Source organism: Streptosporangiales bacterium (assembly GCA_009379955.1).
Taxonomy (GTDB): domain Bacteria; phylum Actinomycetota; class Actinomycetes; order Streptosporangiales; family WHST01; genus WHST01.
The window spans coordinates 23,571-38,099 of record WHST01000005.1; the positions used below are offsets into that span (position 1 = coordinate 23,571).

The 14,529-nt window shown below is 70.1% G+C and carries 16 protein-coding genes; 4 read left to right on the plus strand and 12 right to left on the minus strand.

Annotated features, from left to right (window positions below):
• Positions 1 to 9: 9 nt before the first annotated feature.
• Positions 10 to 1,296 (minus strand): ergothioneine biosynthesis protein EgtB, encoded by a 1,287-nt coding sequence (gene egtB / locus GEV10_02560; protein MQA77357.1) that lies wholly within the window; start codon positions 1,294 to 1,296, stop codon positions 10 to 12.
• 175 nt (positions 1,297 to 1,471) lie between these two features.
• Here egtB and selD point away from each other — a divergent pair, with 175 nt between their 5' ends.
• Positions 1,472 to 2,515: a selenide, water dikinase SelD gene (selD, locus tag GEV10_02565; GenBank protein ID MQA77358.1), complete on the plus strand. Its 1,044-nt coding sequence runs from the start codon at positions 1,472 to 1,474 to the stop codon at positions 2,513 to 2,515.
• A gap of 48 nt (positions 2,516 to 2,563) precedes the next feature.
• Here the strand turns inward: selD and GEV10_02570 are convergent, their stop codons facing one another.
• The 3 genes from GEV10_02570 to GEV10_02580 form a co-directional block, all read right to left on the minus strand.
• Positions 2,564 to 3,349, minus strand: a complete 786-nt coding sequence (locus GEV10_02570) for a peptidoglycan-binding protein (protein ID MQA77359.1) — start codon at positions 3,347 to 3,349, stop codon at positions 2,564 to 2,566.
• Positions 3,350 to 3,428: 79 nt separating this feature from the next.
• Positions 3,429 to 4,172, minus strand: a complete 744-nt coding sequence (locus GEV10_02575) for a peptidoglycan DD-metalloendopeptidase family protein (GenBank protein MQA77360.1) — start codon at positions 4,170 to 4,172, stop codon at positions 3,429 to 3,431.
• The gene (locus GEV10_02580; GenBank protein MQA77361.1) at positions 4,075 to 4,734 is read right to left on the minus strand and encodes a hypothetical protein; all 660 of its coding nucleotides are present in this window, start codon (positions 4,732 to 4,734) and stop codon (positions 4,075 to 4,077) included. Before GEV10_02580 ends, GEV10_02575 begins: the two co-directional genes overlap by 98 nt.
• Before the next feature lie 300 nt (positions 4,735 to 5,034).
• Between GEV10_02580 and GEV10_02585 the strand changes: the two genes are divergently transcribed.
• Entirely contained in the window at positions 5,035 to 5,880 is an 846-nt protein-coding gene (locus tag GEV10_02585; protein MQA77362.1) for a hypothetical protein, read from the plus strand.
• An 8-nt stretch (positions 5,881 to 5,888) separates the two neighbouring features.
• Here GEV10_02585 and GEV10_02590 read toward each other — a convergent pair whose 3' ends face one another.
• Positions 5,889 to 7,172 carry a glycosyltransferase gene (locus tag GEV10_02590; protein ID MQA77363.1) on the minus strand — a complete coding sequence of 428 codons (1,284 nt, stop codon included), beginning with the start codon at positions 7,170 to 7,172 and terminating at the stop codon, positions 5,889 to 5,891.
• A 240-nt stretch (positions 7,173 to 7,412) separates the two neighbouring features.
• On the opposite strand from GEV10_02590, the gene GEV10_02595 reads away from it, so the two are divergent.
• Positions 7,413 to 7,856, plus strand: coding sequence for a CBS domain-containing protein (locus tag GEV10_02595; protein MQA77364.1), 444 nt, complete (start codon positions 7,413 to 7,415; stop codon positions 7,854 to 7,856).
• Positions 7,853 to 9,151, plus strand: a complete 1,299-nt coding sequence (locus GEV10_02600) for a hypothetical protein (protein ID MQA77365.1) — start codon at positions 7,853 to 7,855, stop codon at positions 9,149 to 9,151. The genes GEV10_02595 and GEV10_02600 overlap by 4 nt, the downstream gene beginning before the upstream one ends.
• Before the next feature lie 10 nt (positions 9,152 to 9,161).
• On the opposite strand, the gene GEV10_02605 is transcribed toward GEV10_02600, so the two are convergent.
• The 7 genes from GEV10_02605 to GEV10_02635 all read right to left on the minus strand — a co-directional run bounded on the left by GEV10_02605 (position 9,162) and on the right by GEV10_02635 (position 14,427).
• The gene (locus GEV10_02605) at positions 9,162 to 9,896 is read right to left on the minus strand and encodes an ABC transporter permease (GenBank protein MQA77366.1); all 735 of its coding nucleotides are present in this window, start codon (positions 9,894 to 9,896) and stop codon (positions 9,162 to 9,164) included.
• Positions 9,896 to 10,606: a fluoroquinolone transporter permease gene (locus tag GEV10_02610; GenBank protein MQA77367.1), complete on the minus strand. Its 711-nt coding sequence runs from the start codon at positions 10,604 to 10,606 to the stop codon at positions 9,896 to 9,898. The genes GEV10_02605 and GEV10_02610 overlap by 1 nt, the downstream gene beginning before the upstream one ends.
• Positions 10,603 to 11,460: an ATP-binding cassette domain-containing protein gene (locus tag GEV10_02615; protein MQA77368.1), complete on the minus strand. Its 858-nt coding sequence runs from the start codon at positions 11,458 to 11,460 to the stop codon at positions 10,603 to 10,605. Before GEV10_02615 ends, GEV10_02610 begins: the two co-directional genes overlap by 4 nt.
• Complete coding sequence (locus tag GEV10_02620; protein ID MQA77369.1) at positions 11,457 to 12,101, minus strand: TetR family transcriptional regulator; 645 nt, start codon at positions 12,099 to 12,101, stop codon at positions 11,457 to 11,459. The genes GEV10_02615 and GEV10_02620 overlap by 4 nt, the downstream gene beginning before the upstream one ends.
• Positions 12,102 to 12,188: 87 nt before the next feature.
• Positions 12,189 to 12,977, minus strand: a complete 789-nt coding sequence (locus GEV10_02625; GenBank protein MQA77370.1) for an ABC transporter permease — start codon at positions 12,975 to 12,977, stop codon at positions 12,189 to 12,191.
• Entirely contained in the window at positions 12,974 to 13,906 is a 933-nt protein-coding gene (locus GEV10_02630) for an ATP-binding cassette domain-containing protein (protein MQA77371.1), read from the minus strand. The genes GEV10_02625 and GEV10_02630 overlap by 4 nt, the downstream gene beginning before the upstream one ends.
• A 2-nt stretch (positions 13,907 to 13,908) precedes the next feature.
• On the minus strand, positions 13,909 to 14,427 hold the full coding sequence (locus GEV10_02635; GenBank protein ID MQA77372.1) for a TetR family transcriptional regulator: 519 nt from the start codon (positions 14,425 to 14,427) through the stop codon (positions 13,909 to 13,911).
• Between the last annotated feature and the right edge of the window lie 102 nt (positions 14,428 to 14,529).

The window sequence follows — 14,529 nt, forward strand, 5'->3', positions numbered from 1 at the left end:
CAATCGTCGTCACCGGCGCGCACAGGTACGGAAGCCTGCGCTCACGTCCCTGCGGTCGGGGGTGAAGTAGTTGCGGTACGTGGTGCGCAGGTAGCGAAGGCGGGTGGCCCAGGAGCCGCCGCGGAGCACCTTGCGGCTGCCGAAGAACTGCTCGGAGTTCTCGTGGTAGGCGTCGCGTTCGAAGTTCGGGTACCCGGCGAAGTCGCTCGCGGTCCACTCCCAGACGTTGCCGATCATCTGCCGGCAACCGAGCAGGCTGTCCCCTCCGGGGTGGGCGGCCACGTCCACCGGACCCATCGAGCGCCAGTCGGTCGCGGCGCGCGTGGACTCGGGAGCGTCGCCCCACGGGTACGTCGGCTTCGGCCGGTCGCCGCCGGTAGCGGCGAACTCCCACTCGGGCTCGCTGGGCAGCCGTCGGCCGGCCCACCGGCAGAAGGCGTCGGCCTCCCACCAGCACACGTGCGAGACCGGCAGGTGCGGCTCGAGATCCACCCAGGTGTCGAAGTGGCGGCGCTGCCACTCACCGTCCGGACCGCGCCGCCAGTACACCGGGTGACGGGCACCGGTAGCGGCCAGCCACGCGCCGCCGTCCGACCACAACCGGGGATCGTCGTAGCCGCCGGCATCGACGAACGCGGCGAACTCCGCCTGCGTCACCGGTGCCCTCGCGATCGCGAACGGACCTACGCGCGCGGGATGCGCCCACTTCTCGTTGTCGTACACGAACGCGTCGGCGCGGAGCGCACCCAGCAGGAACTCCCCGCCGTCACTCGTGACATCGCCCGGCAGCGCACCGGCGGTCTCGGCGTCACCGGCGGCGCCGATGCCGGACAGGACAGGCCGCGGGAACCCGAGGGTCTGCCGGGTATACGTCAACGCCTCGGTGTGGGTGTCGTAGTGGTGCACGGTGTACCGCGCGAAGTGGTGCACGACATCGGTGGCGTTCGGGTCGAGGACCCGCTCGGCCACGCGCTCGGCGACCCTCTCGACGTACGCGACGGTGTCGGCGCGGCTGGGCAACCCCAGGTGCCAGCGGGTGTCATGCGGAATGGCACCGGAGTCGTACAGGGCATCGACCGCGTCCATCAGCGGCGGTTCGCCGCAGGCGTCGCGCAACACGAACTTCTCCTGGAACCACGCCAGATGGCCGATCTCCCAGATGAGGGGATTGACGGTCGGGAGCAACGGCCCGACCATCTGCGCGTCGTCGAGGTCCGCGACCAGGCACAGGCTCTGGCGGCACGAGTCCTCGACCCACGCGGCAAGCTCCTCAACTGACGGCTGCACTCCTGACATGAGGTCCTCCCGCGCGAGAGTGTGCTGCTGACGCTAGTGCCCCGTCGAGTCCCTAGCGAATCGGAGGAACCGTCCCCCACGCAAGCGATCGTCGATCGGCTCACAGTGCGTGGATGCACCGGGAGGTGTCGCGGTAGCCTCGGCGGCAACGGACGACGTCGGGTGGGAGAGATCGATGACACCGCCGAAGCCACGGCTGACCCAGTTCAGTCACGGCGCGGGCTGAGCCTGCAAGCTCGCTCCCGGCGAGCTGACGCAGGTCCTGCGTCACCTGACCCCAGCGGTCCACCCCGATCTACTCGTCGGGGCCGAGACCGGCGACGACGCCGCCGTGTGGCGGCTCGATGCCGAACGCGCGCTCGTCATCACCGTCGACTTCATCACTCCGGTGGTCGACGACGCCAGGACCTGGGGCAGGATCGCCGCGACCAACTCGATCTCCGACGTATACGCGATGGGCGGCCGGCCGCTGTTCGCGCTCAACGTCGTCGCGTGGAACAGTGACGAGCTGCCCGCGTCGCTGCTCTCCGAGGTGCTCGGTGGCGCCGACGACATCGCGGCCGAGGCCGGGTACGTCACCGTCGGCGGACACACCGTCGACGATCCGGAGCCCAAGTTCGGTCTCGTCGTGGTCGGCGAGGCCCACCCCGATCGGCTGCTGACGAACGCGGGTGTGCGACCCGGCGACCACCTGGTACTGACCAAGCGACTCGGCATCGGCATCGCCACCACCGCGATCAAGCAGGGCACTGCGACCGCGGAGATCACCCGCGCCGCGGTGCAGACGATGACCACCAGCAACGCCAAGGCGAGCAGTGCCGCCCTCGCCGCGAACGCCTCCGGCGCCACCGACGTCACGGGCTTCGGGCTGCTCGGCCACCTCGCCCGGATGGCCGAGGCGTCCCGCATCGACGCCGTCCTCCACACCGCGGACGTCCCGATCCTGCCCGGCGTGCGCGAGCTGGCCGACCAGGGCACCGTGCCCGGCGGCACCCGTCGCAACCTGGACTGGACACGTCCGATGCTCGACCTGCCCGACGAGAACATCGACGAGACCACGCTGCTGCTACTCGCCGACGCGCAGACCTCCGGCGGCCTGCTGTTCGCGGCCGCACCCGAGCGGGCAGAGCAGGCCGTCGCCGAGCTGACCGCGGCCGGCGACCATGCGACGGTCATCGGGCACGCCGAGCCGGGAACCGGACGCATCCGCCTTCGCTGAGAGGGCCGGGCGGCAATGCCGCCCGACCCCTCTCGGCCATACCTGTGTTCAGCTGCGCTTGTACTCCTCCCAGGTCACCTTCGCCACCTGGGGACCGTCGTCCGCGCCATGGCCCGCGAGACCGTTGAGACCCTTGTAGTAGTCACCGATCTGTGCCTGTGCCTCGGGCGACATGTCGGTGTCACTGATCGCGACGGCGTGGATGTGGTGGTCGAACCCCTGCGCCGGGGTGCGGTGCCACGCCGCGAAGCCGACCTGGCGGAGCGCCGTCACGGTGCCATCGACGTCGGACACGCCGGAGATCGAGATGTCCACGGCGCCGCCACCGTCGTGGGTGCCCGCCGAGGCACCGGTTTCGGAGGTGTACGAGCCCTGGGTCAGGGTGAGGTTCTCGCCCGCCTTGCCCTCCGCCTCCTTGATCATGGCGGCGGTGCGCGCGTTGACCGTCTCACCGTCCATCGTGGACCTGGCGCCCACGCTGAGGGTGTTGCTCAGCGTGTACCGTCCGTCGCCGAGCTTCGCCAGCGACGTCTTGCCCGGCAGACCGGAGGCGTCCAGACCGCTGTAGCCGAGCGACCGCTGGTACTTCGCGTAGCCGTCGATGGTGGTCGTGCCGAAGTGCCCGTCGACGTACCTGCTCGCCAACATGTCCTTCGCCGCGAGCGCCTGCTCGACGGCCTTGACGCTGTCACCGGCGCCCGGCGTGATCGACTGGTCGGGCTTGTACGGGTCCCACTGGGCCGCCTTGACCACGGCCTCCATGTTGACCGTCGGCGCCGCCTGTGCCGGCGCGGCCGTCGCCACGGCCCCGGCGACCAGGGCGCTGGACAGCATGCCCGTGGCTGCTGCGATCTTCAGGATTCGCATGTCTCCTCCTCGTCTCGTCGTACTGGCGCGGTCGAGCCGCTGACGTTCAGTCGCAGTGCTCGAAGCCGCTCTCGTACTTCTCCGCTCCGACGGACCCGCCCCACTTCACGCAGGTCGCCTTGGCGCTGGCCGCGACCGGTCCTGCGTAGTACTTGAAGTCGCCGGAGTCGGTCGCTCGCTTCGATCCCTCGACCTCGAGGAACGCCGACGTCGCTGTCGCCTTGCCGACGTTGGTCCGCTTCAGCGTGGCCACGCAGTTCTTGCCGCTGCTCGAGCTGTAGAGCAGGTACGCGTCACCGGCGCTCCCGAGCTTCGCGGAGTCGATGACGGAGTAGCCGGCACCGCAGACCTCTTCGGCCGTGTGCGGGTTGCCGCCACAGTTGTTCTTGCTGGTGAAGGACGTCTCGCCGTAGTACGGAACGGCCTGGCCGCCGAGCGTGACGCGCACCGGGTTGCCGTTCTCGAGCTGCTCGTAGTGAAGGTGCGGCCCGGACGACCCGCCGGTGTTCCCTGCGTTGCCGATCTTCTCGCCGAGGGAGACCTTCTCGCCCTCGCTGACACCCTGCACCGACAGGTGCGCGTACCGGGTAGCCGCCCCGCCACCGTGGTCGATCTCGATCCACCTGCCGTAGCTGTCGCCGCCTTCGTTCTCGACCCGACTGACGGTGCCGGCGGCCGAGGCGAGGACCGAGTCACCGTCGATACCGGACTTCTGGAAGTCCACGGCCTGCGGCGGACTGTGGTCGGATCGGGTGTTGGCGTCGGCGGTGTACCCACACGGGAACGGCATCTGGTAGGCGGGCGCCGCCGAGGCTTCCGGGGCATTCGCCGTGCCCAGTACCGGCCGACGTCGGGTCACCGCCCGGGTTGTAGGACCCCTGGTCGAGGACGAGGTCGCGGTCGAGCTTCCGCTCGGCCTCGGCCAGCATGTCCCTGGTCCGCGTGTTCACCGTCTTGCCCTGGTAGGACACCCGGTCACCGGGCGTGACGGCGTTCTGCACGGTGAACCGGTCCGTGCCGAGCTCCTTCAGTGAGGTCACGCCGGGCAGGCCGTTGGCGTCCAGGCCGCTGTAGCCCAGCGACTCCTGGTAGGCCCGGTAGGCCGCAACGGTCGACGTCCCGAAGCTGCCGTCCACCCACTTCTCGTCGAGCAGCCCCTCGTCGTGGAGCGCCTGCTCCACGAGCGTGACGCCGCCCTTGGAACCGGGCGTCACGGCCTGGTCCGGACGCTGCGGGTCGATCTGCGCCGCCATGAGCACCGCCTGCATGTCGACGGCGGGATCCGCGGGCGACACCCCGGGGAACGCCACGATCGCCGCTGCCGCGACGACCCCCACCAGCATCGATCTCATGACGGCCTCCTGTGTCGGGAGCGTCCTTAGGACGCTCTTTGACACGAGAGTTGTCCCCCGGTGCACGTGTCCGATACCTGTTGACAGGCATCGTTGACACACGTCTGACACCATCGGGGCGCGGCGCCCGGCCGGCACCACGGGCGTTCGTGGCCGGTACGCAGGGGCGTCGATCCGAGCGCCCTACGGAGCGGCGAATTGGCGTTATAGTCGGACGACCCTGCGGAGGACGCGCGGCCCGCCTGTCAGATCTGACAGGTTCTGGAGCGCCCGACTCGGAGATGTGACAGCGCGAGGGGGATGGTCGTGCCGGATCAGCCAGGCGGCGAGCGACCGGAGCCCCTCGAGGAGTTCGTCGACGAGCTGGTGCGGCTGCGGGCGGCCGCAGGCAATCCCTCGTTCCGTCGGATGGCGGCGACGTCCGGCGCCGTCTCGCACGCGACCCTGCATCAGACGGTCACCGGCAACAGGCTGCAGCCGTGGGAGACCGTACGCGAGTTCGTACGGGCATGCGACGGCGACGAGGAAGCGCTGCACGAGCACTGGCAGCGCACGCACCTCGCCCTCGCCGCGGATTCCGCGTCCCACATGGGAGAGAGCGCCCACCGCCGGCTCGGCGCCCCCTGGCGACGCCTGCGGCGCGAGTCCGGGAGGTTCGTCGTGATCGTGGCGTCGGTCGTCGTCGCCGCCTGCGCGACCGCGGTCGCCTTCACCGTCGTCGACGGCCGCTCGGCCGGATCGGACGACGAGCGCACGTCGTCGCCAACCACGCCGCCCGGCCCCGCCACGCCGGGTGACGCGAGCCGGTTCATCAGGGACGTGACGATCCCCGACGGCACGATCGTCAAGCCCGGCCGGAAGTTCCAGAAGGTGTGGGAGATCCAGAACGCCGGCAAGGTCGCGTGGCGCGACCGGTATCTGCAGCGGCTGGACGAGTCGCTGGGTCCGACCGACTGTCGTACACCACGTCGCATCCCGATCGGCAACACCTACCCGCGCGAGAGGGTCAAGATCAGCGTGACGGTCACCGCACCGTCGACGGCACCGGCCGACTGCATGGTGCGGTGGAAGATGGTCGACAGGTCAGGACGTCAGCTGTTCCCGTCGTCGCGGCCGGTCTACTTCCTCGTCCACGTCCGGAAGTGAGGGCACCCTTACAGGCTCCGGACCTGTCGTTCGACGGTTGCTTCGATGATGCGCACGGCGTGGTGGACGCCGTCCTCGGCACGGATCAGGTCGCCGAGACGTGACGCGCGGGCGGCCATCGTGTCGTCGGTGACGGCCTGGCGGATCGAGGTGGCGAGTCCGTCGGGGGTGAGTCGGCGCTGGGGCTGCGGGGCGGGACTGACTCCCATCGCGTGGGCGCGTGCCGCCCAGAAGGGTTGGTCGGCGACGAACGGACAGACCACCTGAGGCCGTCCGGCGGCCAGCGCGGCTCCGGTGGTTCCGCTGCCGCCGTGGTGGACGTTGGCGGCCATGCGCGGGAAGAGCCAGTCGTGGGGCGCCTGGTCGAGCACGAGGACATCGTCGGGAAGGTCGGTCGGGTCGATGCCGCCCCAGCCGGTGACCAGGACCGCTCGGACGCCGGCGAGACGGACGGCGTCGGTGACAACCCGGCCGATGCGTCCGGGGTCGGTACCGGCCATGCTGCCGAACCCGATGGACACCGGCGACGCGCCGGCTGCCAGGAAGTCCGTGAGGCCCTGCGAGGGGACCCAGTCTCGAGCGGCGGGGAGGAACCAGAAGCCGGTGGTGTGCACGGACTCCGGGTAGTCCAGTGGCTCGGGCAGCAGGTGGCGGCTGAATCCGTGCAGCACGGTGGCGGGACCGCCGTCGGGACGGCGCAGGATGTCACGTTGCCGGCGGCGCCGAGGCAGGCCGAGCGTGTCGGCACGCCAGGTGTCACCGAGCCCGGCCATGGTGCGCAGGGCGAGGACGAGCAGCCGGTAGCTGGCCCGGTTGAGCGCCTTCGGCAACGGGAGAGGAATCATCGGGTTGCGAAACGTTCGGGTGGGCACCCAGACCGGTTGCATGCAGGCGGGTACGGCGGGCACGCCCATTCGCTCGGCGAGGTGGTGCGCGGGGATGCCGGGCGGGTGCACCACCACGTCGGCTCCGCCTGCGGCGGCGGTCGCCATGTCGCCGAGGACCCGGGCCATCAGCGGCTTGGTGCGGCGGATGACCTCGACCGCGGTCAGCTTGCCTCGTACGCCGCGGTAGTTCGTGTCGATCGCCTGCCGGATCTGCGGATCGTCCATGAGGGTGTTCGGTCCGTCGTGCAGGGCCGCGAACGGCAGTCCGTACGGTTCCGCGAGCGGCGCGAAGGCCGCCGGCGCGCCGAGCAGGACGTCGTGGCCCGCGTCGCGCATGGCCACGGCCAACGCGGCGTAGGGCTGGACGTCGCCGCGGGTGCCGTGGGCCAGGACCAGTGCCTTCATCCCTGCCTCCTTCGGGCTGACACCTCACCGTAGAGCGGCTGGTGCGCCGCCGAACCTGTGAGGGGCACCCCGACCGTGCCAGAGCACGGTGAGCGGTCCCCTCACGGGCTCCCCGCTGATCATTCGCCCGCACCGCGGCCGCGGGGTCACGGTCGAGGCGCTATCGTGGCCGTGGCGTGCCGGGAAGACTGGTCGGCTCCGAGGTCAAGCGGGCCTCGGGAACCTGACAGGAGTGCCCTGGTGCGTGCGCGAGATCTCGTCGGTGAGTTCCCGATGGTGGGGATGGACATGCCGGCGGTCGAGGCGGCCCGACTGCTGGCCGCACAGAACCTTCCCGGGCTGATCGTGGTCGACGATCACGGGCACCCCGCGACGATCCTGCCCGGCACACAGGTGCTGCAGCTCGTGGTCCCTTCCTACATCCAGGACGACCCGATCGTGGCGCGGGTGATCGACGAGGACCACGCCGACCTGTTCCTGACCGAGCTCGGTGACCGCACCGTCCGCGAGTGCCTGCCAGCGCAGCGGCGCGAGCTGCCGGTCGTCGATCCGGACGCCAGCGTCCTGGAGATCGCCGCGCTGATGGCGCGCACGCGGTGCCCGCTGGTCGCGGTGGTCGACGAGGACACGGTGCTCGGTGCCATCACCCTGGACGCCCTGCTGGACCGGATGCTCGGCACGTGAGCGTCGTCGCCTGGATGGCGGTGGCGGTCTTCGTCGTCGTGTACGTCCTGATCGCGACCGAGTGGGTGCACCGGGTAGCGGCGGCGGTCGGCGGCGCCGCGGTGATGCTGGTGATCGGTGCCACCGACGCGCACACGGCGTTCTTCGCCGAAGAGTCCGGCATCGACTGGAACGTTATCTTCCTACTGCTCGGCATGATGCTGATCGTGTCGGTGCTCAAGCGCACCGGCCTGTTCGAGTTCCTCGCCATCTGGGCGGCCAAGCGAGGTCGCGCGCGACCGTTCCGGGTGATGGTGATCCTGGTCCTGGTCACCGCGGTGGCGTCGGCCGCGCTAGACAACGTGACCACCGTGCTGCTGATCGCCCCGGTCACCTTCCTGGTCTGTGACCGACTCGGCGTGCCGGTGGCGCCGTTCCTGATCGCCGAGGTGCTCGCCTCCAACATCGGCGGGACGGCCACCCTGGTCGGCGATCCGCCCAACATCATCATCGCCTCCCGCGCCGGCTTCGGGTTCAACGACTTCCTGATCCACCTCGCGCCCCTCGTCGCGGTCGTCCTGGTCGTGTTCATCGGGTTGTGCCGCATCCTGTTCCGCAAATCGTTCCAGTACGACCCGGCACGGGTCGAGGCCGTGATGAGCCTGCGGGAGAAGGACGCCATCCGCGACCGCCGCCTGCTGGTGGTCTCCCTGGCCGTACTCGCCGTGGTGCTGGTCGCCTTCGTCCTGCACACCGCCCTGCACCTCGAACCCTCCGTGGTCGCGCTCCTCGGCGGCCTGCTCCTCCTCGCGCTCTCCCGCCTGGACGCCACCGAGGTGGCCCGCGACGTGGAATGGCCCACCCTGATCTTCTTCGCCGGCCTGTTCGTCATGGTCGGTGGCCTGGTCCACACCGGCGTGATCGACACGGTCTCCCGAGCCGCGGCGGACGCCGTCGAGGGCCGGATGCTGCTGGCGTCCATGGTGCTGCTGTGGGGATCCGCAGCTTTGTCCGCGATCGTCGACAACATCCCCTACGTCGCCACGATGAGCCCTGTCGTCGCCGACCTCGTCCAGTCCAGCGGAGGAAACAGCCAGGCTCAGGTGCTGTGGTGGTCCCTGGCGATCGGCGCCGACTTCGGCGGCAACGCCACCGCCATCGGCGCCTCCGCCAACGTCGTCGTCCTCGGCATCGCAGAGAAGGCCGGCAAACCCATCTCCTTCTGGCAGTTCACCCGCTACGGACTCGTCGTCACCGTCATCACCGTCGCGCTCGCCGTGCCCTACCTCTGGCTCCGCTACTTCGTCCTGGCGTGACGGGCGCCGCTCAGTCGAGGCTGCGGAGGAAGCGCCGGTACAGCAGCCAGATCAGTGGCACGTGATAGGCGATCCCTGCCAGCAGGTAGGGCCACCAGGTGTCGCCCGTGCTGAGGAGCCAGTAGGTCTTCGCCGGCCAGTACGGCGGGAGCAGCCAGAACGGGTACTGCCACTGCGGCCCGAGGAAGTAGGGGATCAGCGGGAGGCCGGCGACGACGATGCCGAGGGCGCGCATGACGGCGAGTCCTTTGACCATGTTACGCGCGAGGCGCAGCAGGACGAGACCGATGACCAGTCCGGACAGGCCGGTGAGCAGGCCGATCGGGACGAGCGCCGGCATCTGGCCGAGTGGCACCAGCCCGCTCGCGGCCATGGTGGCGACGACGTAGGTCGCCGTGACGGCGACGACGGTGGCGGCTCGGTAGCCGAGATAGGACCGCATCGGCGTCGGCATGACCAGCAGGACCGCGAAGGTACCCGCGTCGCGTTCGTCCAGGACGAGGAACGCCCCCACACCTCCGACGACGATCGGACTCGTCAGGAGCAGGAACGCGGTGAGGATCACCGGGTAGTGCGGCACCAGGTCGACGCCGTAACGTGCGGCGACCAGGTCGGTGACCGGAGGCGTCGCCAACCGCACCATGGCGATCCAGACGAGCGGCGCGAAGACGATGCCGAACAACAGTGACTCGCGCCGCAGGTTGCGTACGTCGTTGCGTCCGAATGCCAGCACCGCGCGCGACATCAAGCGCCTCCGGTCCTGGCGACGACGTACCTGTCGAACATCCGCCGCGCCGGCACGTACATCAGGCCTGCGAAGAGCAACGGGTAGAGCACGCCATACCCGACCTGCCAGGCCGCGAGCGTCTTCTGGTCGAAGGCGGCACCGAGGAGCAACAGCGGCCCGTGTGTCGGGATCGCGTAGAACCACGGGGCTTCCCAGACACCGGAGAAGTGGAACACCGGGAGCGTGAACACTGCGAGTGGCCCTACCGATGGCAGGAACCAGTTGCTGATCGAGGTGAACGGCATCGAGGACACGAAGCTGACCATCAGCATCAGCACGGTCCCGAGCGCGCCGCCGAGGAGCAGGTACGGCAGCCGGAAGTCGAGACCGTGGGTCGTGGCGGCGACGAAGACCGCGAGGACCACGGACAGGGACGTCAGCGTGATCACCTTCGCGGCCAGGTACTCGACGAACCGCAGCGGTGTGGCCGCCAGGGCGTAGACCGTGCGGTCGCCCTTCTCGAAGAACACCGCGCCGGCGATGAAGAAGTAGCCGACGATCGTGAGATCGCCCAGGATCACGTACGGCTCCGCGGCGGAGCGCAGGTCGTGCGGCAGAGGCAGCAGCAGCGCCAGCCACATGACGCCGGAGAACACCCCGGCATGGAGGAAGCGGTACCGCCACTGCAACCTCACCTCGAGGCGCAACGCGACACCCAACCGGCTCACGTCAGGCTCCTGCCCGTCGTCTCCACGAAGACGTCGTCGAGCGATGCCTCCTTGCTGTGGATCGTCTCTACCCGCTCGTCTCGCAACAGCTGGAGGAACCCGCGACTATCCGCGAGGTGGTCCATCGGGAAGTCGCGCTCCGCCAGGGTTCCGGATCCGTCGCGATACTCGACCCGAACCCGGCGCTGACTCCGCTCGACCTTGAGCTCCCTCGGCGAGTCGAGCGCGACGATCCGGCCGTCGACCACGAACGCCACCCGGTCGCACAGTTCGTCCGCGGTGGCCATGTCATGGGTCGTCAGGAACACCGTCTTTCCCCGCGCCTTCTCCGCGAGCACGATGTCCTTGACCTTCCGCGCGTTCGTCGGGTCCAGGCCCGATGTCGGCTCGTCGAGGAACAACAGCTCGGGATCGTGGACGAGCGCGCGGACGAACACCAACCGCATCTGCATGCCCTTGGAGAACGCGGCGACGCGGGTGTCGGCGTCGTCCTCGAGTCCCACCAACTCCAACAGCTCACGTGTGTCGCGCGTCGGCGTGGAATAGAGCGACGCGAAGAACTCGAGGTTCTCCCTGGCGGTCAGCCTCAGGTAATGGTTCGGCAGCTCGAACGAGACTCCGACGCGTTCGTAGAACGCGGGCCCCCACGCCCGTGGCTCCCTGTCCCACACCTCCACGCTGCCGCCGTGACCTGCGAGCAGGCCGATGAGGATCTTCTGTGTCGTCGACTTGCCGGCTCCACTGGGGCCCAGGAAGCCGAACACCTCTCCGCGCCTCACCTCGAAGTCCATGCCGCGCACCGCCGGCTCGGCAGATCCCGGGTAGCGGAAGGTCAAACCGGCCACGGTGATCATCTCGACGCGGACCTCCTTCTCCCGCCGCCTGTCGCGCCCTGCCGGGTCAGGCCGGTCGCGACCAGGTCGATGAGCATCTCCAGGGCCTGGGGATACGTCGCCGGGTCGAGCCGGTGTGCCTCGAGCGGCACGAGCATGACGGCCTGCATGACACCGAGCACGACGTCGGGCTCCGCATCCACCAGCTCGCCGTCGCGCTGAGCGCGTTCGATGAACTCGATGATCGGGCCGGTGACGAGCTGCTTCGCCTCCTCCAGCCGGCCGGGGGTCAGTCTTCTCGACACGGCCTCCAGCTCGTCGGGGTGCGTGACCAACCGGTGGTACAGCGCGTTGTTCTGCTGAATGTCGAGTACCCCGTACAGGAACCGGCGAATGGCGTCAGCCGTGTCGCCCGACTCCTCGAAGAGTCGGTCGAGAAGTCGGGCCTGCAGGGCGGGAACCTCGCGGAACATCAGCTCGATGTAGAGCTCCTCCTTCGAGGGATAGAACGCGTAGAAGCTGCTCTTCGCTATCCCGGCAGGCCTGACGAGCTCGTCGAGCGACGTCTTGCGCAACCCCTGCGTCGTGAACAGGCGTCGGGCGGCGTCACACAGGATCGCGTCGATGCGTTCGCGCTCCCCGGTGCCGAAGGCCGGCGGCATGACTGCCCTCCATGACCATATGAACAGATCGAGTATTTGTTTTCAGACACTACCGCGACCGCCTCCGGAGCCGCAACGTCCGGACACTCAGCGGTGGTCGGCGCGCTGCCACCAGGCCGCGGTGAGGCCGGCCCCGGCGACGGCGACCAGCCCGACGAGCAGGTACCCGACGGGCCCGACCGTGCCCGCGTCCGGTGCGACGACACCCGTCGCGAACGCGGGGACCGACCATGGGAACCACGTACCCGCGCCCACCATCGCCAGTGTCTGGGCGAGGACCACCAGCACCATGACGAGGCCGACCGCCGGCAGGTAGCCGCGCCCGGCGCTCGCCGCGAACGCGATCGGCGTGGTGAGCAGGACGTTGAACGCGTAGACGGCCGCGACCTTCGCCGCGGCGTCGACGACCACGACGTCGGTCCACCCGGGCAGGCCGAGCACGGCTCCGACGAGCAGGCCTCCGGCGAGCACGACCGCGGCGAGCACGGCGCACCACACGGCGGTGACGGCGAACTTCGCCGTCACGATCGCCGATCGCGACACGGGCGTGGCGAGCAGGTCGGCGGCCGTGCGGTCGCTGAACTCCCGACCGAAGATCCACGCCGAGACCACGCCGGTCACGACCAGTCCGCCGGCGACGTAGACGGTGAGCAGCAGCTGGACGAAGCCGGGCCACGTCGCGGCCGCACCGAACAGGTCCGCCTTGCCCGCGACCAGCTCGGAGGACCGCCGCGGGGCGCGGAGCGCGACCACGAACACCCCGGTCATCACCGGAGCCAGCGCGATCCCGGCCGCAGACAGCACCGGCGCCCGGGAGTGGCGCAGCTTGCCGGCTTCGACCCGGCACGCCGCGGCCAGCGCACGCGCGCCGGTCACGACGCCCGCCCGACCCCGGTGCGGTCGCCGTGTTCGGCGAGCAGTCGCAGGAAGAACCCCTCGAGGTCCTCCCGCCGGACATGCAGCGCCGTCGGCGGCACCGACGCGTCGACGAGCAGCGACGCCACCCGGTCCGGGTGTTCGACAGCGTCGTCGTCGACGACGACCAGGCCCTCCGGTGTGTCGCCGACGACGCGCACGCCGTGCGCATCGAGCACGCGCCGTGCGGCGGGCCGGTCGACGGCGTCGACGAGCAGGTGGGTCCGTGCGCGACGGGTCAGGTCGCTGCCGTCCAGCTCCGTGAGGAGACGCCCCCGGTCGATGATGCCGACCCGGGTCGCGAGCCGCGCGACCTCGGCCAGCACGTGACTCGACAGCAGGACGGCGACGCCGGCACCCGCGCACCGGCGGAGCAGCTCGCGCAGGGCGACGACGGCGGCCGGGTCGAGTCCGTTGCCCGGCTCGTCGAGGACGAGCAGGTCGGGCCGGGGCAGCAGCGCCTTGGCCAGACCGAGTCGCTGGCCGTTCCCCAACGACAGCTGCCCGGCGCGACGGTGCCGGTACGCACCGAGGTCGAGGAGGTCCACCGCGCGGTCGACGGCGCGCCGGTCGGCGATGCCGTGCAACCGCCTGGCGATCTCGAGGTTCTGGTCCACGGTCATGCCCGGATACGCGTGCGCGCCGTCGACCAGGTAGCCGACCCGACGCCACGGCCCCCTGCCGGACGAGACCCGTCCACCGAAGAGCGTGACCATGCCACGCGACGGCCGGGTCATGCCAAGCAGCATCCTGATCAAGGTCGACTTGCCGGCGCCGTTGAGCCCGACCAGGCCGTAGATCTGGCCCGGCTCGATCCGCAGCGCGACGCCATCGACGGCGACCACGCCGCCGTACCGCTTCGTCAGGTCACGGGTCTCGACCGCGGGCACGTTCACGGGTGCGCCTCGCCGACGACGACGGAGAGCGCCTGCTCCATCAGCGCGGTCAGGTCGGCGCGCCCGTCGGCCTCGGCCCAGCGGAAGAACGCGACGCCCGCGGCGGCCAGGCACACCTCCGCGGTGACGCGCACCCGGAACACCTCGTCGTCGTCGAGCCCGTCGCTCAGGCCGTCGACGATGGCCTGAGCGGTCTGGAACTGCGTCTCCCAGTGCCGCGCCCGCAACGCCGGGGTCGCATGCACCAGCCGCACCCGGGCGAGCACGAGGTCGAACTCGTCCGCGGACAGCTCGGCGACGCCCTCGACCAGGCTCCAGCCGATCCTGCGCAGGAGCGGTTCCCCGGCCGGTCGCGCGGCGATCCGTGCCGCGATCGTCGGGTCGTAGTCGTCGGCGAGTACCAGAGCCTCCTTGGTGGGGAAGTGCCGGAACACGGTCATCGACGAGACCTCGGCCGCGTCCGCGACGTCGGCCACCGTCGTGGCGTGGTAGCCGCGCTCGGCGAACAACCGCATCGCGTGTTCCTGGATCGCCAACCGCGTCCGCAGTCGGCGGCGCTCTCGTAGGGGAAGCCTCTCAGCCACGCGTTACACGCTAACGTGTGTTAGCGACTAACA